The following is a 21011-nucleotide window of genomic DNA, read 5'->3' as shown; positions in this document are numbered from 1 at the left end:
GGAGCTTGATTTCGCTCCTTTTTTTGTTGTTAACACACGGAGATGTTTTGTCGATATAAAAGGAAAGACTATTATTTGAGGTGAGGGAATAAATGATGCGTTTATCAGGGATGGCCACGGGAATGGACATCGACCAAATTGTTAAGGATTTAATGAGAGCTGAGCGTATGCCGTTAGATAAGGTCATACGGACTCAGACGAAACTTGAATGGAAAATGGAAGATTACCGTGAGATCAACCTGAAGCTACGTGCATTTAGCGACTCCATTTTTGATAATTTAATGAGAAGCTCGGTCATGAAAAAACGCAAGGTGGAAAGCTCTAATTCGAATTTAGTAACAGCTACGGCAAGCTCGAATATAGGGAATACATCGTTTTCGATTTCGAAAGTGACAAAATTAGCTACAGCTGCGACGAATGCGAGTGAGGGATCGGTTTTTGGTGAGTCTGAAAAACTGGCTTCGACATCCTCTTTAAAGGATTTAAATGATTCGTTTGAAAACAAGATAACTTGGAAAAATGGTGCGATTAAAACAGAGAGATTAACACTCGAATCGGGTTCTAGAGAAACCCAATTAAAAGCCAATCCTCTTGCTGAGGGAGATACGTTTGATGTCGTCGTGAAGGTCAACGGAAAAACATTAGAGGTAGTAACGGGAGATGAAATAGACCTAGCGAAAGGACAGGTACACGTAGCTGCAGATGGAACCTTAACCTTTGCTGAAGAAGTTACCGCTAAAACAACGGTTGATGTAACATATGCAGCTGAGAGTGCTGAAAAGTCTTTTACATACAAGGAGCCTGCAGAAGGACAGAAGCCACAGCGTGTGTTTAACATTGGTGTTAGGAATGTGCACGAAGTAGAAGTTAGGGGTGCTGAGGGCAGGGTTTATACTAACTATACTTTAAATGCAGAGACCGGACAGATTACCTTTGCTGAGGGTGAAGAACCTGAAGAAAATATCACCATTGAATATAAGCAACGCTATACAGCGGCTGGTGTTGATACGGTCGATGCAAATGGTGAGACGGTCAGAGGGCGTTTCCTATTTACAGATTCACAGTCACTCGATTCTGTTATAAAAAGCTTCAATGACTCTAATGTCGGTGTTAACATGTTCTTCGACGATCATAGTGGTAAAATCTCTGTTACAAGAAAAGAGACAGGAGTTTATAACACTGAAGGAAAAGAAATGACATTTGTTGGTTCTTTTATGACAGAGACTTTGAAACTGGATGGTAATGAAACAAAGGGAACCAACGCATCCTTCACAGTTAACGGACTAGAAACAGAGCGCCGCACAAATTCATTCACCATTAGTGGCATGACTGTCACGTTAAAAGATACCTTCGACCAAGAAGTTGTTTTAAATGCCTCCACCGATGTTGATTCCGTGGTAGATACAATAAAAGATTTTGTGGAAAAATATAATGCGTTGCTCGATCATGTAAATGGAAAGCTGACAGAGTCGCGTAGTCGTGACTTTGAACCGCTCACACAGGAAGAACGAGATGGCTTATCTGAAAAAGAAGCTGAGCGCTGGGATGAGAAGGCAAGAGCCGGTCATTTGCGAAATGATCCTCTTTTACGAGGTAGCTTTGATCAAATGCGTTCAGGGTTGTACTCACCCGTAACACTCGGCACAAACAGTGAATTTACTCAGCTAGCTACAATAGGCATTACGACTTCTAGTGATTATATGTCTAGAGGGAAATTGGAGATTAATGAAGACAAGCTCCGAGCTGCCATTGAAGCAGATCCAGATGGGGTATTTGATCTTTTTAACGCAGATGGGGAAACAACAGCAGAAAAAGGGTTAGCGAGACGATTACGAAGCTCTATTTCTACAACCGTTGATTCAATATCCAAAAGAGCCGGTGGCGCAGGCTACGCTCAGAATCATCAATTCACAATTGGGCGCGAGCTAAATGACATAGAAAAACGTATTCAGAACTTTGAGATGAGATTAGAACAAAAAGAAAAAAGATATTGGGCTCAATTTAATGCTATGGAAGCCGCTGTACAGCGAGCGAATAACCAAGGCGATATGCTTATGGCTCAGCTCTTTGGCAATGGCTAATAGGGAAAGGATGGAATAATAAATGACCGTATCAACTATGCAGTCTGCGTATAAGCAAAATGCATTAAATACAGCTTCACCAGGGGAATTAACCCTTATGCTTTATAATGGATGTCTAAAATTTATTCATCAAGCAGAAGCCGCGATTCAAAACGAGGATGTAGAGAAGCGGAATGTGTATTTAACAAAAGCACAGAATATTATTAGAGAGTTAATGGTTACATTAAAACTCGATACGGACTTGGCAAAGGATATGTCTAGAATGTACGAGTTCATCCTTTCAAAGCTAATTGATGCCAATATTAAAAATGATCAACAGGCATTAAAAGATGCAGAAGGTCTAGTCGTAGAATTTCGCGATACATGGAAACAAGCTATTCAATTGGATCGTCAAAACCGACATGGATCAGGCGGAAAAGCCTAATGACCATCTTAACTCAGCTTCTTAGCCAAACTGCTGAGCTACAAAAGCATGTGGAACAAGGTCTGCCAGCTGATGATGATGAAAGAATGGAATTTATTAATCAACTGGATGCCTGGTTAGTGCAAAGGGGTCAGTTGATTGAACAGCTAACAGATCATACGACTGACCCTTCTGAATTTGAGATTCGGGACGAACTAGTTAAGAGGAACGCTGTGTTTCAAGAAAATCTTCACCAGTTGCAAAATCAGATTAGAAGAGATCTGAAACAAATTCAAATTAAAAAAGAAACTGGCCGTAAGTATGAGCAACCATACGAAGGTATGACGGATGGAGCCTTTTTTGATAAACGTGGAGTATAAAAAGGATACGGCATAATAAGTGATGATGCTGATTCTGCTTGCCAACTTATTCTTGTTAAACGAGAATGTTGGCAAGCTTTTTTTATGATTGTTGTAGCGAGCAAGAAAGTTGAGCGGTTAACCAAGAGCTGAGCTGAAGTCCTTATTATTGTGTAAAAAGTCATTTAAGAATGAGCTGAATGGCTCCGCTACAGGGGAACCCTACGCTTTCCGCGGGAACGGCCTCAGCCCTCGAAGCGGAAAACCACCACTTCGATGTCTTCAGACACGTTCTGTTCCGCAGGAGTCTACGGGTTCCCCTTCCGCTAACGTTCTGACTTAAACAATTGAAGAACGTTTGCAGTCTTATAAAGATTGCTTCTCAGTGACCTCGATAAAAAGGTTCATTGAGATAAGATGGCAGAGCCAGATTAGCTCAGGTACTCCCGCGGAGAGCGTGCTCCCTATATTTAGCGATCAAAGAACGAATCCTGAGCCGCCCTCTATCCATAGAAACCTTATATTCTTTTACACATAAACTTGGACACAGTCAGAGCTGAGATACTTTACTCAGAAGAGTGGGATGGTTAACAAGAGCTTTAGGTGTATTACCAAGAAGGAACAAGCGATAGCAAGAAAAATATCTGTATTACAAAGAAGAATGAACTAGTAACCAAGAGGCAGAGTGTCTTACTAAGAAAGATGAGGCCATAATAAAGAAAGATATGTTCATTACCAAGAAGTCGGCCACCTAGTCACTACACTAGCACCACAACATGCACACAAAAAAAGAAACGGGACACCCTGTGCCCGTTTCTCACATTATTATTGATCGTCTTCTTCCATTTCAAATTCGCCTTCAATTGCACCCATCTCTTCTTCAGAAATTTCTTCAGCGTTTTCTAGAATGTCATCAGGGACAACGATTTCTTCAAGCTCATTAAAACCAGAAAATAGGCTATCAGATACTTGACTAATGGTAATGGTTTCACCTTCTGCTTCCATAGTCATTTCTAGCTCCATATGCATTTCCTCTTGGTAGTACGTCTCTTTATTTATATATAGAACGTAATCCAGTTTACTAATCTCTGTTCCTTCAAAAATCTGGTCCATATCATCTTGCATAGAAGGGTCTGATTCGGCATTAGCTAATTCTCTAGCCAACTCCATCAATTCATCCCCAGATCCGTTAATAGTTAATGCGTAGCGATCGCCCTCATCTTCAACAGTGATTTCTTCTGCAAAATCCATCAGAACGTCTAACTGATCCTCTGGTGACATTTCTAAGTCTTCAAGATCATCCATTCCTAATACGTCTCCAGACATCATCATCCATTGATCATCAATAGGGTCTTGCATGTAAATGACGCCATCTACATAGTATTGCTCCATTTCAAATGTTTCACCAGAAGAAGGATCTGATGAAACAATTAATTGATAAAAAGATAACGGATCCTGTACGCCATCCATTGTAACAGAGGAGGTCGTTAGCATTGGCTCTTCGCCATCCATCTCTATAGTCTGCTCTGTGTTCATTTCCATACTGAAGCTGTTCACATCTTCCATTGCCGCAATAGACTGCTCCAGAATCGTGTGAGCATCATTTTCATTACTCACTTCTTCTCCCGTTTCTTCCGAGTCTCCCGTGTCTACCTCTGTAGATTCTTCTGGACTAGATGATTCAGTTGTTTCTGTATCATTTGCCTCTTCAGTCGAAGCATCTTCATTCCCGCATGCAACAAGTGCCACTGTACAAACTAACCCGACTGTTAACCATTTTACTTTCTTCAAGCAAAATCACTCCCCGTTGTAAAATACAAAAAAATATACACACCAGTTGTCACTGATTCCCTAATCTTTAGAAAATGAAACCATTTTGTAACATGGAATATAATATTAATCAGACCCATTATAAACCAATTAATATTTTCAACCTTAAAATCTAACAATCTTTGAAAATCTTTCGACAATTTTTGATAAATATAAACACACTCTAAAGAAATCAAAAAACCTACGTAAACCCTTGATTTAAAAGAAAGCGTTAACAAATAAGGTGATATGAATCGTCAGAAATCATCAAACTTTGACGAGCACACGTAAAGTGAAGCGTTTGACATTAATATACTGCACTGATATATTTAAAACGTGGAAAGACCACATGAATTAAGTTACGAAGGGAATGTGAAGCATGCAAGGAAAAGTAAAATGGTTCAACGCAGAAAAAGGTTTTGGTTTCATCGAACGTGAAGATGGGGATGACGTATTCGTACACTTCTCAGCAATCAACTCAGAAGGTTTCAAATCTCTTGACGAAGGTCAAGAAGTTGAGTTCGAAATCGTTGAAGGTGCTCGTGGACCTCAAGCTTCAAACGTCGAAAAGCTTTAATTCACATTCCTGGGTTTAGGAAATGAATAATGGCTAAATAATTAAAAACCTGCTCTCGAGCAGGTTTTTTTATTTTGTAAAAATATAAAGATAAAAATAGGTTTATAAGAGCAATTGTTAAGGGAATATGTTAATCTATACATATAAAGGAGGCGTTCTTAATGAATTATAATATTCGTGGTGAGAACATCGAAGTAACTCCAGCTCTTCGTGACTACGTTGAAAAAAAGGTAGGCAAGCTTGAGCGTTATTTTGACACAACTCCGGTTGCGGATGTCAATGTCAAGCTATCAGTGATTAACAGCCAACAAGGTGTTGAGGTTACCATTCCAATGCCACAGCTCTTATTGCGTGGAGAGGAAACCCACTCCGATATGTACGCAGCTATTGACAGAGTCATTGAAAAGCTCGAACGGCAAATTCGTAAACACAAAACAAAAGTAAATCGTAAATTCAGACAAGAAGGCAGTCTGAAATATATGTTTAAAAATGAACTTGAGCCACTTGAAGGTTCTGAGGAAGTTGAACCTGAGGATGATGATCTAGAAGTGGTTCGGACAAAGCGTTTTAATTTAAAACCAATGGATGCCGAAGAGGCTATTCTTCAAATGGACATGCTAGGTCATAATTTCTTTGTTTTTTCCAACGCAGAAGGCGGAGACACAAATGTAGTTTATCGTCGTAAAGATGGAAAATACGGTTTGATTGAGCCAGAGGCCTAATAATAGTCGAGAGAAAAGAGTGCGGATGATCCCGTGCTCTTTTTTCTCTTGACAATCGATGTCGAAGTGCTGCTTCATCTTGTAAGGCTCCGTTTAAACTGATAAAATGGGCATTAAGTAGTGTGTAGGTGCCTATTACATTTAGTAGGGCAAAGGAAGAGAGGACGAGTTCCATGATAGGTTTATTAAAGAAAGTTATTGGCGATCCAAGTCAAAAGCAACTGAAAAAAAATGAGCGTTTGGTTGAGAAAGTCGAAGCTCTTGCAGATGATATGAAAAAGCTATCTGATAGCGAATTACAAAATAAAACGTACGAATTTAAAAAGCGTTTAGAAGACGGTGAAACATTAGACGACATTTTGGTTGAAGCCTACGCTGTTTCTCGAGAAGCTGCTGGACGTGTAATTAACGAATTTCCATATCGTGTACAGGTTCACGGTGCCATCGCTCTTCATCAAGGAAATATTGCCGAGATGAAAACCGGTGAAGGTAAAACCCTAGTCGGTACGATGGCTGTATATCTAAATGCACTTGCCGGAAAGGGAGTTCATATTGTCACGGTTAATAATTATTTAGCTCGTCGTGATATGGAAAAGTATGGAGAAATCTTTAAGTTTTTAGGGCTTGAAGTTGGATTAAATGAGACAGGTCTCTCCAAAGAAGAGAAGCAAGAAGCGTATTCAGCGGATGTTACGTATAGTACAAATAACGAGTTAGGTTTTGATTACCTGCGTGATAATATGGTGCTTTTTAAAGAACAAATGGTTCAGCGCCCGCTGTACTTTGCTCTTGTCGATGAAGTGGATTCCATCTTGGTAGATGAGGCTAGAACACCACTCATTATTTCTGGCTCTGTGGAACGTACTACTCAGCTATACGTGCAGGCGAACTCATTTATTCGTATGCTGAAAGCAGAAACAGATTATACGTTTGATGAAAAAGCGAAGACGGTTCAGTTAACGGAAGAGGGTGTCAATAAAGCAGAACGAGCCTTCCGTATTGAGAACCTTTATGATCAAAAGCACGTTCAGCTTAATCATCATTTAAATCAATCTTTAAAGGCACATGTGGTAATGCAACGCGACTCTGATTATGTGATTGAAGATGGTGAAGTGGTCATTGTCGACCAGTTCACGGGGCGTTTAATGAAAGGGCGTCGTTACAGCGATGGTTTGCACCAAGCGATCGAAGCGAAGGAAGGCATGCAGATCCAAAAGGAAAGCATGACACTTGCATCCATTACCTTTCAGAACTATTTCAGAATGTACCAAAAGCTAGCTGGTATGACAGGTACAGCTAAAACAGAAGAAGAAGAGTTTAGAAATATTTACGGTATGGATGTTATGGTGATCCCGACAAATCGTCCGATTGCTCGTGATGATAAAGCAGATCTTATTTATAAAACCATGGAATCAAAGTTCCGTGCGGTTGTGTTACAGATAGAAGAGCTTCATAAATCAGGGCAGCCTGTGTTAGTAGGTACAGTTAGTGTGGAAACATCCGAACTTGTATCAAAGTACTTAAAACAGCGCCGAATTCAGCACCATGTTCTTAATGCGAAAAACCATGAGCGTGAGGCTGAGATTATTGAAAATGCTGGTCAAAAAGGTGCGGTTACAATTGCGACTAACATGGCAGGTCGTGGTACAGACATTAAGCTAGGACAAGGTGTCTTGGAGCTTGGTGGATTACATGTATTAGGTACGGAACGACATGAAAGTAGACGTATTGATAATCAACTGCGTGGACGTGCTGGACGTCAAGGGGATGCAGGTTCTTCACAATTCTATTTATCAATGGAAGATGAGTTAATGCGCCGCTTTGGTTCGGATAATATGAGAACGATGATGGAACGCTTAGGAATGGAAGAAGACCAGCCAATTGAAAGTAAAATTGTTTCTAAAGCTGTAGAAACCGCGCAAAAACGAGTAGAAGGAAATAACTTTGATGCTCGTAAGCAGATTCTTCAATATGATGATGTCATGCGAGAGCAACGTGAGATTATTTATAAGCAGCGTATGGAGCTCTTGGAATCTGATAACTTAAGTAAAATCGTTGAAGATATGATGACATCTGTGATTGAACGAATTGTCACACTTCATACACCTGAAAGTGAAGTACAAGAGGATTGGGATCTTTCAGCCATTGCTAATTATATGAATACGCAGCTCCTAACCGAGGGTGAGCTTACTGAAAGTGAAATAAAGGGTAAGGATACACCAGAAGTAATTGAGATTGTGACGGAAAAAGTTCTTCAGGCGTATAAGGCTAAAGAAGAGCAGTTCACGCCAGAGCATATGAGAGAATTTGAAAAGGTTATTCTTCTTCGTACGGTTGATCGTAAGTGGATGAATCATATTGACCAAATGGATCAACTACGCCAAGGAATCCATTTACGCGCGTATGGTCAAAATGATCCACTCAGAGAATACCGTTTTGAAGGCTTTGAAATGTTTGAAGCGATGATTGCTGATATTGAAGAAGAAGTTTCTATGTACATTATGAAAGCACAAGTGCAACAAAATCTTGAGCGCCAGAAGGTGGCTGAAGGAAAAGCTGTACAACAGAGTGTGGATGGAGAAGGTAAAAAGCCTAAAAGAAAACCAATTCAAAAGGGCGAGGTCATTGGAAGAAATGATCCGTGTATTTGTGGTAGTGGAAAAAAATATAAAAATTGCTGCGGCCAAAATCAATAAGATTCAGGTACGGTAATTGCGGGGGTCAAAAAGCAATGGACATGACGGAAATCAAGCAAGAGTTGGCTTTAATTGAGAAGCGTATTGTAGACTTTAGGGGGTCACTTTGACTTAGATGAAAAGCAAGAGCGAATTGCTGAACTTGAAGAGAAAATGACAGATCCTGAATTTTGGAATGATCAAGATGCTGCTCAATCGGTTATTAATGAATCAAATGGATTAAAGGAACAGGTAGATAAATTCCTTGCAATGGAAACTACGTATGAGGATCTTGAGGTTTCCTATGAATTAGTAAAAGAAGAAGGCGACAAAGAGCTTGAAGTGGAGCTTGCGTCAGGTGTAACTCAGCTCATCAAAGATATTGACCAATTCGAGCTTCATCTTTTATTAAGTGAGCCTTATGACCGGAATAATGCCATCCTTGAACTACACCCGGGCGCAGGCGGAACAGAGTCACAGGACTGGGCCTCCATGCTATTACGGATGTACACAAGATGGGCGGAGAAAAAAGGCTTTAAAGTAGAAACAATGAACTATTTGCCTGGTGATGAAGCTGGGGTGAAAAGTGTCACTCTTTTAATCAAGGGCCATAATGCGTACGGGTATTTAAAAGCTGAAAAGGGAGTTCATCGTCTTGTGCGAATTTCTCCTTTTGACTCTTCAGGACGCAGACATACCTCCTTTGTTTCTTGTGAAATCATGCCTGAATTAGATGAGAATGTAGAGATTGAGATTAACACAGAGGATTTAAAGGTAGACACGTATAGGGCAAGCGGGGCAGGAGGTCAGCATATCAATACAACGGATTCAGCTGTTCGAATTACCCACTTACCCACAAACACGGTGGTTACCTGCCAAAATGAACGTTCTCAGATTAAAAACCGTGAACAAGCCATGAAGATGATGAAAGCCAAGCTATATCAGCTTAAGATTGAAGAACAGCAGCAGGAACTTGCTGAAATTAGAGGAGAACAGAAAGACATTGGCTGGGGAAGCCAAATTCGTTCGTATGTTTTCCATCCGTACAGTATGGTTAAGGATCATCGCACAAACCATGAGATAGGTAACACTAGCTCGGTTATGGACGGCGACATTGATCCATTTATTGATGCATACCTTCGTTCAAGCTTAGCTCTATAAAATGTTGAGTCTGTCGACAAAGTATAAGTGTCGACAGGCTTTTTTTAATGGAGTCCTTCTATATATAGAGCTTCTGCACTTTCTCCCTCTAGGTATTCCATCTGCTTAGGGAGAGGATCATGTTATTTGAGGGGGTATAGCTTTGGTATGATCGCAGTTTTAAAAGTCTGATTAGCTATCACTTGCACTAGTTACGGTGTATGACCTTATGAAGGAGGCTTCGGCGCCGCTCCCTGGATAGGGGCACGCTTTCCTAGGGCGGGCGTTGAACTAAACTGGCTGGCGCCAGTTCATTTCAACTCTGCCCGTAAATCCCTTAGGAGTCGGCCCCTATCCCGTCCGCTGAGGGGGGAGGGTTAAGTTTATGTGGAATTTAGCTTTGGTATGATTGCGGTTTTCAAAGCTTATGCTAACAAGTTACTATTAGTTATGGAGTATGGTCTTATGATTAGGACTTCGGCGTCGCTCCCTGGATAGAGCACGTAACCGCGGGCGGGCGGTGAACTGACGTATTCAGCGTCTACATGTATTAACCTGAAACTTAACCTGAAGTGAGTAACACTTAATTAGAGTAGCCAGAATCCTAGAATCCTGCTCCTACGGGCAAGCACGAGTCTGGTCAAGTCCTTATTATTGTAAAAATAATCATCTCAATGCTTATCTAAAATAAGCGAACAAAATAGGAGGGCCGACATCTACGGGATAAAAAGGAGCGCACTGAAAAAGAAGCTTTTTAAGACTGTAAACCTTCATCAATTGGTTAAGTCAGAACATAGCGGAAGGAGAACCCGAAGACTCCTGCGGAACAGAACGCGTCTGAAGACATTGAAGTGGCGCCCTTCCACTTCAAGGGCTGAGGCCGTTCCCGCGGAAAGCGTAGGGTTCTCCTGTAGCGGCGCCATTCAGCTCATTTTCACATGACTTTTCAGTGACCACGATGTAGAGGTTCATTGAGATAAATCGACGGAGTCGGGTTAGCTCATTACCTTCCCGCGGTAAGTGTCCCCCCTATTTTGGGAGCGACGGACGAAGAACGAATCATGAGCAGACCTCTATTCATAAAACCTTAGATTCATTTACGCATAAATGGGTAGCCGTTCACTATGGAATAACAGTGACAGGCTGAAATTGAAGAGGTTGTCACTCTTACTTCTGTCTGATTTTCGGAGTGTTTGGTGAAACTAGTAATACACTACCATGCTAACGCGTCACCAAAGGCGCGTTTACAGCTCTAGTAGGCAATGCTATACTACTTTCGGACTTTTAATAATTATGTGATACATATAGAAGGAGCAGCAACATGAATTCGGTACAACGAAAGCTTATAGATTACCTATATATTTTAACGGGCTCTGCTATTGTAGCGATAGCGTTTAATTTGTTTTTGCTACCTAATCAAATTGCACCAGGTGGAGTTAGTGGTATTAGTACCATTCTAACGAGTCTCACAGGTATAGAGCCGGCATATATTCAATGGGCGTTTAACATTCCATTATTTCTAGCTGGGCTTATTTTGCTGGGCGGACTTAATTATGGTACAAAGACCCTTGCCGGAACACTTTTTTTGCCATTGGTAGTTTTTTTAACGCGAGATTGGGATGTAGGATTTACAGACCCTCTTTTAGGAGCACTGTTCGGTGGTATTGGAGTAGGAGCTGGATTAGGACTTGCCTTTAAAGCAAGAGCTAGCACTGGAGGAACAGATCTTGCTGCACAGATCTTACAGAAATATACAGGGCTCACTGCCGGTTTTTGTGTTGCATTAATAGATGGGCTTGTTGTCATTTCATCAGCTGTTGTGTTTGGGATGGAGCTGGCTCTATATGCGTTAATTTCCCTCTTTGTCACAGGGAAAACGATTGATATCGTGCAAATGGGCTTTGGCTACGCAAAAATAGCATACATCATCTCAAAAAAAGAAGAAGTTGTGAAAGAATATATTATCCGAGATATTGATCGTGGTGTTACAAAATTAAGTGGATATGGCGGCTATACTAATGAAGAAAGACCCGTGCTTATGTGCGTAGTCAATCAAACTGAAGTAACAAAGCTAAAAGAAGTCGTTCGCCTTGCGGATCCTACCGCTTTTGTCATAGTGTCGAATGCAACAGAAGTCCTTGGAGAAGGATTTAAAGAGCCGCATTAAATGACATGAAAGTATCAGATTGTGTTGATTTATGCGAAAAATTTAATGGGTATTTATTACTATTTAATATAAAGGATGTTTAAAGTCGGCCATGTTGCACAGTTGTTTAGTCCTGAAAAAAGTAAGGATTTACATAAAAACAATCGCTTTATGTCATAAACTGAAATAAAACTGTAATAAAACTTTTCGGCTATGAATGTTATAATAAACGTGCATTACGACAAGAGCTTTTACAATTAGTGTTTTTTCTACAATGACACACAAGGTTTAAGCATGACTGCAAGGAAGTGAATGTATGATTGAATTGAAGGATGTATGGAAGGTCTATCCAAACAATGTTAAAGCCATTAATGGAATGACCCTTAAAATAGAAAAAGGCGAGTTTGTCTACATAGTTGGACCAAGTGGAGCTGGTAAATCTACTTTTATCCGATTACTATATAGAGAAGAAAAAGCTACTAAAGGTGATGTCATTATTGACACAACCAAGCTTAATGCCATTAAAGAACGGCATGTTCCTAAGTTAAGAAGAAGAATAGGTGTCATATTTCAAGATTTTAAGCTGTTGCCAACTTTAACGGTCTTTGAAAATGTAGCCTTTGCACTTGAAGTTATCGAAGAACCCTCAACTTCTATTAAAAGAAGAGTCATGGAAGTACTCGATATCGTAAAGCTAAAAGGGAAAGCTAAATTTCTTCCCGATGAATTATCTGGTGGTGAACAGCAACGAGTTGCTATTGCTAGAGCCATTGTGAATCGCCCAGAGGTTTTAATTGCGGACGAGCCCACTGGTAACCTTGACCCTGATACAGCGTGGGGGATTATGGATATCTTAGACGATATAAGTCACCGCGGCACCACTATTATTATGGCTACCCATAATAAAAGCATTGTAAACACATTAAAACGACGAGTTATTGCAATTGAAAGCGGACGGGTTGTCCGTGATGAATTAAGGGGGAACTACGGTTATGAAGTTTAGAACCGTCGGCCGCCATCTTAAAGAAGGAACTAAGAATTTAGGGCGTAACGGCTGGATGACTTTTGCATCCATCAGTGCAGTTGCTGTCATGCTTTTAGTAGTAGGAATGTTTCTTCTGCTTATTCTGAACATGAACCATATGGCCACTCAGGTTGAAGATGATGTTGAAATCAGAACCTACATAGAGCTTACGGCGAATGAAGAACAGCAGGAAGAGTTAAGAGCAAACATAGAAGAAATAGGCGATGTACAAAGTGTTACCTTCTTAGGGAAAGATGAAGGCTTATCTAATTTAATTGATAGTTTAGGAGACGGAGGACAAGCATTTGAATCCGTTCGTGAAGAAAACCCGCTTAACGACATGTTTGTCGTAGAAGCAAATAGTCCACAGCTAATAGAGAGCGTAGCAAACGAGATCTCAGAGCTTGGCTACGTTGACACAGTTAATTATGGACAAGATGTTGTAGAAAGACTTTTGCAGGTAACAAATGTTGGTCGATATATTGGACTTGGGCTTGTTGTGGCGATGATGCTAACCGCTATGTTCCTCATAGCTAATACAATTAAGCTAACTATACTTGCCAGAAGAAAAGAAATACGAATTATGAAACTGGTAGGAGCAACAAATGGTTTTATCAGATGGCCGTTTTTTGTAGAAGGACTTCTGTTAGGTTTAATTGGTGCGCTACTACCAATTCTACTAGTGATATATGGTTATAGTTATATATACGATAATTACGGATCGCAGATTGAAGGTCAATTCTTTGCCTTGTTGCCAGTTTATCCATATATGCTACAAATCGCATTGTTGTTGTTAGCGGTTGGGCTATTTATCGGAGTCTGGGGCAGTACGATGTCCGTACGGAAATTCCTGAAAGTATAATCCAAAATTAATTATTGTGCAGATACCTTAAGGAGGAAATGAGTTAATGAAGAAGCAAGTAGGATATGTGACACTAGCTGCAGCAATTACGTTCTCAACGGTTGGGTTTGGTGGTTTAACAAACTCAGCCTTAGCAAATGATGAGATTAAAAATAAGATTGCTGATGTGCAAAGTGAACGCGAACAAAATCAAGAGCTAGCAAACCAAAAAGAAGCTGAGGTAGCAGGGCTTAAGCAAGAGATGGAAGCATTAAGTAATGAAATTCGTGAGCTTGAAAAACAAGAGGCTGAAACTGCTGAGAAAATCTCAGAAAAAGAAGCTGAAATTGCGGAAGTAGAAGCTCACATTGAACAGCTAAAAGAAGAAATCATTGAACTTGAAGAACGCATTGCTGAACGCGACGAATTATTAAAAGATCGTGCTAATACGATGTATAAATCAGGTGGCGAAGTAAATTACCTTGAAGTTATTTTAGGGGCAAAAGATTTTGGTGATTTACTTGACCGTGTGAACGCACTAAGTACTATTGCAACTCAAGATAAATCAATTCTTGATGCACATGTTGCTGATCATGAAGCCTTAGAAGCTGCTAAAGCAGAGGTAGAACAAGAGCTTAGTAATTTAGAAGGGCATCTAAAAGACTTAGAAGATCTAAAAGCAGATCTTGAAGTACAACGTTCTGAAAAGGACAACAAACGTGGCGACCTTCAACATAAGGAAGACGAGCTAGAAGCTGAACTTGGTGAAATTGAAAACGAAGATCAAATTCTTAGCCAGCAAGAAGCTGCTTTTGAGCAAGAGCTTAAGGAGTGGGAAGCTGAACAACAGCGTATAGCTGAAGAAAAGAAACGTCAGGAAGAAGAAGAGAAAAAACGCCAAGAGGAAGCGGCAAAAGCAAAAGCTAAGCAAGAAGAAGCTACAAGTAACAGCACAGCGTCTCAAAGTAGCTCTAGTGGTGGAAGCGGAAACTCAAGTTCTGGTTCAAGCTCTTCACAATCAAACCCTGCTCCTCAGGTGAAAAACGAAACAACGGAGCAACGCTCAGCAAGTGGATTCGTTAGACCAACAACTGGTTCTGTTACATCAACTTATGGACAGCGTTGGGGTAAAATGCATCACGGAATCGATTTTGGTAAAAATGGACGTACTGGTGATGTACCGGTTGTTGCCTCAAGAGAAGGAACTGTTTCTTCTGCTGGGTGGATGAATGGGTACGGTAACACAGTCATTATTACTCATGTGGTTGATGGTCGCACAGTCACTACTCTTTATGCCCATCTTGATCGAATTGACGTAAGTGCTGGTCAAAGAGTTTCAACATCGCAACAGGTTGGACTGATGGGGAATACAGGGCAATCATTTGGTGCTCACCTTCATTTTGAAGTTCATGAAGGAAGCTGGAATGGCTCAAAATCTAACTCTGTTAATCCGTTAAACTATGTATCTAGATAATTAATCTCATATAAAAGCAGACAAGCACTATCTACCATTTTTGATCTCCGCTTAAGGATGATACAATCATGGTGTAGATAGTGCTTATTTTATACGAATACATAATTCAGGGGGAAGCTTTTGATACAGAAACAATGGATTTTAGGGTTTGGTTTTTGGATTATCCTAGCATGGTTGATGCCAACCTCTATTCATATTTTATTATCTTTTTCGATTCTTGTTTTATTCCCGATGGTTTTGCTGCTTGCTTATCATAGAAGCAAGAAACATGATGCCTTTCTATTGATGCAGCCTCTGTTTTCACTTACAGGTGCAATTAGCTTACTTATTGAGCCTGGACTTTATGCTGCGATTCTTGCAAGTGTATGGTTTGCTTACACCCTATGGGCGGCCGCTAAAGGTTTCTCAAGAGCGGCGGTCAGGGGTTTTAGACGAGCTGAGGAGAATGCAATCGACGCAGCGTTCATATATATGCCCGCAGGTGGGTTATGGCTGCTGCTAAGTCAGTCAGGCATTGAGGGGCTGCCTTTTTCTCCTGTGATTGTGTTATTAACTGCTGTTCATTTCCATTACTCGAGTTTAGTTGTCCCTATTGCTGCTGGTATGCTTGGGCGTTATGTAGCTGCACTAAACATTCGAATAAAAGGGTTTGTATTTTTAACAACAGGAATCATAGTGGGGCCGATCCTCGTAGGATTGGGAATTACCTTGGGTGGTATCTTTGATATTAGCTTTGTTGTTTTTTATACAGCGATGATGATGTGGTTAGCAATAGAAAGCATTCGATTGATGTTAACTCAAAAAGGGATAATACTTGCGAGGATTTTCGTTGGGTTAGCTGCTAGTTTATCTGTGGCAGCGATGCTTTTAACTGTGATTTATAGCACGGGTATCTCTTTTGGAAACTCTTACATCGCTATTGATATGATGGTTAGATATCATGGATATGTTCAAGCATTTGGGTACAGTTTTTTAACTCTAGCTGGCTGGAGCTTGTTGAGGCCGCAACCACCGTTTCATTTTGGACAGTTTCGACTCAGTCAATTACGTGGAGGCTTTAAGATAGGTAACGGGTTTCTTGAGAAAAGTCGCATATTAAATAAAGAACGAGCTGTGTCTGGACTTGTAGATCGCTTCTCGGTTTTTAATCAGCCTAGCTTTAACTCAGAGGTTGTTGATCGTCGTATTCTTCAATTTTATGAGAACACCAATGATTATGATATGGTGGCTGTTACTTCTTGGCATGGGGTGTATAAACCGCTATCGCACATCTATTCTTTTGTTACTGGTAAGATAGCGCAGCTCCATCTGCAACCTAATCGAAAGCATCCTATGAAACAGAGAATGAAAGCTATAATTTATAACATAGATGAGTCAATTGACGGTCGACATCCAGTTAGAGCCTGGATTCGTCAAGATCATTCAACAGAAAAAGAAATCTTTGTGGCTTTTTATGCTTATTATCAAACAGATGAAAAAGTATATATGGATATTGCTCTTCCATTACCTGGATCCGTAATGACCGGTATATTGCGGCCTCAGCACGATTCTAACAATGGATTAATTTTAACTAGTTTTAGAAAAAAGAATCAATTAGGGGACGAAGGCGTGTACCTTACGATGTTTGGTAATTGGACATTGCGTTTACCTATAGAAGAATATTTTCATGTGAAGGCGCACGAGAATTCGAATCGACTTACGGCCGTTCATCAGCTATATTTCTTTAAACTAAGGTGTTTAACGATCGAATATGAAATTACATGTAAGCTGGAAAAACAGCTTTGACTTCAAACTATTGAACGTCTAAAATGGTAGTAATCGAGAAGCGACATAATCAGTACAAGCTGAGCATAAAATGAGCGAGTACCGTGATGTTTTAAATAGTGGGAGTGGTGAACTTGAACAGTAAACGATTGTTTATTGTTGTTTTACTTATAGCAATACTAGGTGCCGGAAGCTATATTTTTACAGGGATGTTTAGCTCAGAGGCAACACCGATCCTCCAAGGGTCCGGGGATGGTGAGCAAACAGAGGTTGTAGAATTAGACGACGATGAGCTTATGAAGAAGTTCGAAAAGGCATTAGAAACAATTGAAAGCCAGTATGTCGAGGAAGTAGATCGACAGAAGTTAATTGAAGGTGCTATCTCAGGAATGGTAGGGGAACTGGGAGATCCATTTTCTGATTATATGGATCAAGAAACAGCGAATGAATTTGTTGAATCACTTGGGTCCGAATTTCAGGGAATTGGTGCTGAAGTAAGTATGATTAACGGAAAAGTGACGATTGTCTCTCCATTTAGGGAATCTCCTGCAGAGCAAGCGGGCTTACAGGCGAATGATCGAATTATTGAGATTGATGGAGAAAATATCGAGGGACTGTCCGTTAACGAAGCCGTATTATTAATTCGAGGCGAAAAGGGTACAACCGTACGTTTAACCATTGAACGAGATGGTTCATCTGAGCTACTTGAGGTCCCTGTTGAGCGTGATACCATTCCAATTGAAACGGTTAGAACGGAAACATTTGAACGAGACGGTCTAACCATTGGTAAGCTGGAAATTACGTCGTTCTCTGAGGATACAGCGATTGACTTTAGAGAGCAGCTTGCTGAGCTTGAGCAAGATGGTATTGATGCTTTATTAGTTGATGTGAGAGGTAATCCAGGTGGGTATTTAAATGCAGTGGAGCATATAGGAGATGAATTAATTCCTGATGGTAAACCTGTTGTGCAAATTGAAGATCGTGAAGGTGCTCGTACCAGCTACACATCAAAGCTAAATGATGCCAAAGACTACCCGATTATAGGATTAATCGACGAACGAAGTGCATCTGCATCTGAGATTCTTGCTGCAGCTCTGAAGGAGTCTGGTGGGTATGATTTAGTAGGTACAACTACGTTTGGTAAAGGTACCGTACAACAAACGGTTGATTTAGGTGACGGTAGTGATCTGAAGCTGACTATGATGAGATGGTTAACACCAGATGGAAACAATATTAATCAAGAAGGTGTCACACCAACTATTGAAGAAGAGCAGCCTGAATATTTCACTTCGACGGCAGTTTCAGTCGGAGACGATCCCATTGCTTTTGATAGTCTGGGAGAACAAGTAAAGAATGCACAATTTATTCTTCGAGGCTTAGGTTTTGATCCTGGACGGGAAGATGGATACTTTGATCAGCAAACCGTTGAGGCCATTGAAGCATTTCAAAATGATGCTGGTATTGAAGTAACAGGTGAAATTAATCAGGAAACTGCCACTGCTTTGCAGGAGCAAATCGTCGAAGAAATTCGTAAGCCTGAAAATGATAACCAACTGCAAAGAGCCATTGAATTAGCAGTTGAACAAAGAAACCAAAATTAAAACGCTTTTTCTGTGAAGATAATAAGACTTATTGAGTAAGGCTGTTCTTATGGAAAGTAGGTTATGTCTCTGCATGCTCCTGCATTCAGGTTATGCGGAGCATGCTTCCATTGTAAGACGGCCTTACTTGGTTTTTATTGGGGAAGGTAGATTTTGAGGCTGGGGGAGGTCGTTAATGGATATACTCAATTCAATATTACTTGCGTTTGGTAGTTTTTTTGCCCATCCACTCTTGTATGTTGGCTTACTAACCCTATACATAATGGCAACAAGACGAGTTAAAAAAGAACGTTCTTTTTTTCATACACGGGTGTACAGTCGGATGGCTGATGTCGTGGTTCCCTTTTGGTCTTCACTTGTAGCCGGTATCATCTTGTCCGTACTTTTTATTCTAATAGGACTTGTTATAAGCTGGCCGGTACTCTTAGTGATAGCGGTCACTTACATCTTATTATTTCTAACCTTACAATTGCGGTGGTTATCCCCCTCTTATACATTAGGTCTAACCATCATCATCATCACATTATTACCGTTCATGAGAGAATTTGAATGGGTGGCTCCTTATTACTCAGCTGTACATATAGAAACGGTTCTACCGGGCTTGGTCGTATTAATGGGAGCTTTAATCTTAACAGAAGGACTCTTAATTAATCGAAACGGGGCAGTCTACACCTCTCCAAGACTTGAGAGAGCAACTAGAGGCAGATGGGTTGGCTTTCACCTAGCGGAAAGACTGTGGATTGTACCTGTTGTTCTCTTGATTCCTGGTGGGCTTATCCCTGCCTTAGATTTCTGGCCGGTGATCCCGTTTTTTGGGATGGACTTTCAGCCGCTGCTCCTTCCATTTTTAATTGGATTTAAACAAAAGCTAACATCTACTCTACCAATGACGGTTCTTCCGAAAGTGGGCAGGGACGTGGTCATATTAGGACTGATTTTACTAGCAGTAGCGGTTGGTACAATGTATGTTTCGTGGCTTGCTTTAGTAGCTGCCATCCTAGCAATTTTAGGAAGAGAGTTTCTTTGGCAGCGTACCACCTATCTACAGGCAAAGGGCTCCGCTATTTTTGCAGAGAAAACGGACGGTTGTACGATTTTAGGTGTGTTGCCAGGAAGTTTAGCAGAAAAAATGAATTTAGAAATAGGAGAAACCATAGTAAAAGTAAATGGCCAACATGTTTCGGATGAGACAAGCTTTTACGAGGCTCTTCAGCAGAACTCGGCATTTTGTAAATTGGATGTCCTTGATTATGATCAGGAGGTTCGTTTTGAACAAGGTGCGCTGTATGACAGTGAACACCATCAATTAGGAGTACTGTTAGTGAAGACAGATAAAACGTTATCGAACTCCGTAACATAAATTGTAGGAATATAAATAGTCAAAAAAACAGTAGGCGAACGATCCCATTTAGAGGGACGTTCGCCTTTTGGATTGTTTACATAGCTTCTATAAAAAGATAGTAAGTGCTATGACCGGTTAGTCAGTGAACAATGAGTCATTGAGCTGATAATGTAAAACTAGCTTTTGGATAGCGGGTTGTAAAACCTCTTCACTTCGCAAGTTAAGAAGCATCCCCTGAATAATGGGCAATCTTGGTGCAGGTTGTCCTAACTCCTCTTCTAATATTTCCATGGATACGAGTAATTCTTCCTTATTTTCTAAAGTAGAAATGCTTGATCGAATCTCGGAAAGAGCCAATGCTACAGTCTTTTGAGAAGGTTCATCAAAGAAATCAGATAAAAAAGGATCTATAAGTTCATCTGATAATAACGCATGTTCAGCTGAAAGGTTTTGGGCGATTGAATCAATTCGACCTAAAACAAACTCAACCATTTGCCGAACCTCTATCACAGGAGCGTAAATTAAAAACTTCAGATATGAGTGGAAGATGCCATCAATCATAAACGTCAAATCCCACCTAATCGATTTAGCTTCTTTCCCATATAGCTGGAGTAGATAGGACTGATGAAATTGCGTTAGTTTGAAGTTTAACTTTCGTAATTGGCTTGTCATCTCTTCGGTTAAAGGAATGGTAGGTTCCTTTAATTGAACCAAAATGAAATCTTTATGTTTAATAATAGACGAGAAAAGGTCGGTTAGCTTATGGATGTACTGATCTCTTGGCGTTAGCTTTTCGTAAGCATTTGTTTGAATCGTTTCAGTAATCATATTTGAATAATAGTCAATAATCGCAACAAGTAGGGCATCCTTAGACTTAAAATGAAGATAAAAAGCCCCTTTAGAAATGCCACTCTCTGTAGCAATATCTTGAATAGATGTTGAGGATATACTATTTTTTGAAAAAAGCTTGATGGCGTTTTCAATAATTAGCTGAGGTTTTTCAGACATGACGGTTCAGCTCCTTTGTCATTTTTTACTTGACTAATGACTATC

General features: G+C 40.4%; 16 protein-coding genes. 14 read left to right on the top strand and 2 right to left on the bottom strand.

Features of this window, described 5'->3' with window-relative positions; genetic code table 11:
- Positions 1-92: 92 nt before the first annotated feature.
- From fliD to fliT, 3 genes are read left to right on the top strand one after another with little or no spacing between them, the layout of a single operon-like run.
- Positions 93-2081, top strand: a complete 1989-nt coding sequence (fliD, locus tag FN960_RS01925; protein ID WP_143846680.1) for a flagellar filament capping protein FliD — start codon at positions 93-95, stop codon at positions 2079-2081.
- Between the two features lie 22 nt (positions 2082-2103).
- Complete coding sequence (gene fliS / locus FN960_RS01920) at positions 2104-2505, top strand: flagellar export chaperone FliS (RefSeq protein ID WP_143846679.1); 402 nt, start codon at positions 2104-2106, stop codon at positions 2503-2505.
- On the top strand, positions 2505-2864 hold the full coding sequence (gene fliT, locus FN960_RS01915; RefSeq protein ID WP_143846678.1) for a flagellar protein FliT: 360 nt from the start codon (positions 2505-2507) through the stop codon (positions 2862-2864). Before fliS ends, fliT begins: the two co-directional genes overlap by 1 nt.
- 804 nt (positions 2865-3668) lie before the next feature.
- Here fliT and FN960_RS01910 read toward each other — a convergent pair.
- The gene (locus FN960_RS01910; RefSeq protein WP_143846677.1) at positions 3669-4634 is read right to left on the bottom strand and encodes a DUF6612 family protein; all 966 of its coding nucleotides are present in this window, start codon (positions 4632-4634) and stop codon (positions 3669-3671) included.
- 397 nt (positions 4635-5031) lie between these two features.
- On the opposite strand from FN960_RS01910, the gene cspD reads away from it, so the two are divergent.
- From cspD to FN960_RS01855, 11 genes are all read left to right on the top strand, one after another.
- On the top strand, positions 5032-5229 hold the full coding sequence (cspD, locus tag FN960_RS01905; protein ID WP_143846676.1) for a cold-shock protein CspD: 198 nt from the start codon (positions 5032-5034) through the stop codon (positions 5227-5229).
- A gap of 161 nt (positions 5230-5390) precedes the next feature.
- A complete protein-coding gene (gene hpf / locus FN960_RS01900) occupies positions 5391-5951 on the top strand; it encodes a ribosome hibernation-promoting factor, HPF/YfiA family (RefSeq protein ID WP_143846675.1) in 561 nt (186 codons plus the stop codon).
- Between the two features lie 173 nt (positions 5952-6124).
- Positions 6125-8647: a preprotein translocase subunit SecA gene (secA, locus tag FN960_RS01895; protein ID WP_143846674.1), complete on the top strand. Its 2523-nt coding sequence runs from the start codon at positions 6125-6127 to the stop codon at positions 8645-8647.
- A gap of 35 nt (positions 8648-8682) precedes the next feature.
- A protein-coding gene (gene prfB, locus FN960_RS01890; RefSeq protein WP_143846673.1) for a peptide chain release factor 2 occupies positions 8683-9787 on the top strand; the annotation gives its coding sequence in 2 pieces (ribosomal slippage) (positions 8683-8754 and positions 8756-9787; 1104 coding nt in all).
- A gap of 1300 nt (positions 9788-11087) precedes the next feature.
- Positions 11088-11933 carry a YitT family protein gene (locus FN960_RS01885; protein WP_143846672.1) on the top strand — a complete coding sequence of 282 codons (846 nt, stop codon included), beginning with the start codon at positions 11088-11090 and terminating at the stop codon, positions 11931-11933.
- 295 nt (positions 11934-12228) lie between these two features.
- Positions 12229-12915, top strand: coding sequence for a cell division ATP-binding protein FtsE (gene ftsE / locus FN960_RS01880; protein WP_143846671.1), 687 nt, complete (start codon positions 12229-12231; stop codon positions 12913-12915).
- Positions 12905-13798: a permease-like cell division protein FtsX gene (ftsX, locus tag FN960_RS01875; RefSeq protein ID WP_143846670.1), complete on the top strand. Its 894-nt coding sequence runs from the start codon at positions 12905-12907 to the stop codon at positions 13796-13798. Before ftsE ends, ftsX begins: the two co-directional genes overlap by 11 nt.
- 46 nt (positions 13799-13844) lie before the next feature.
- Positions 13845-15251 (top strand): murein hydrolase activator EnvC family protein, encoded by a 1407-nt coding sequence (locus FN960_RS01870; protein WP_143846669.1) that lies wholly within the window; start codon positions 13845-13847, stop codon positions 15249-15251.
- Positions 15252-15371: 120 nt separating this feature from the next.
- A complete protein-coding gene (locus FN960_RS01865) occupies positions 15372-17036 on the top strand; it encodes a YndJ family protein (protein WP_143846668.1) in 1665 nt (554 codons plus the stop codon).
- A gap of 107 nt (positions 17037-17143) precedes the next feature.
- Positions 17144-18616 carry a S41 family peptidase gene (locus FN960_RS01860; RefSeq protein WP_306461596.1) on the top strand — a complete coding sequence of 491 codons (1473 nt, stop codon included), beginning with the start codon at positions 17144-17146 and terminating at the stop codon, positions 18614-18616.
- 175 nt (positions 18617-18791) lie between these two features.
- Positions 18792-19976 (top strand): PDZ domain-containing protein, encoded by a 1185-nt coding sequence (locus FN960_RS01855; protein WP_143846667.1) that lies wholly within the window; start codon positions 18792-18794, stop codon positions 19974-19976.
- A gap of 117 nt (positions 19977-20093) precedes the next feature.
- Here the strand turns inward: FN960_RS01855 and FN960_RS01850 are convergent, their stop codons facing one another.
- Positions 20094-20966 (bottom strand): TetR/AcrR family transcriptional regulator, encoded by an 873-nt coding sequence (locus FN960_RS01850; protein ID WP_143846666.1) that lies wholly within the window; start codon positions 20964-20966, stop codon positions 20094-20096.
- Between the last annotated feature and the right edge of the window lie 45 nt (positions 20967-21011).

The organism is Alkalicoccobacillus porphyridii (assembly GCF_007293315.1).
Classification (GTDB): Bacteria; Bacillota; Bacilli; order Bacillales; family Bacillaceae_D; genus Alkalicoccobacillus; species Alkalicoccobacillus porphyridii.
Note: the sequence above shows the minus strand (reverse complement) of the source record. Positions and strands in the feature narration are given on the sequence as shown.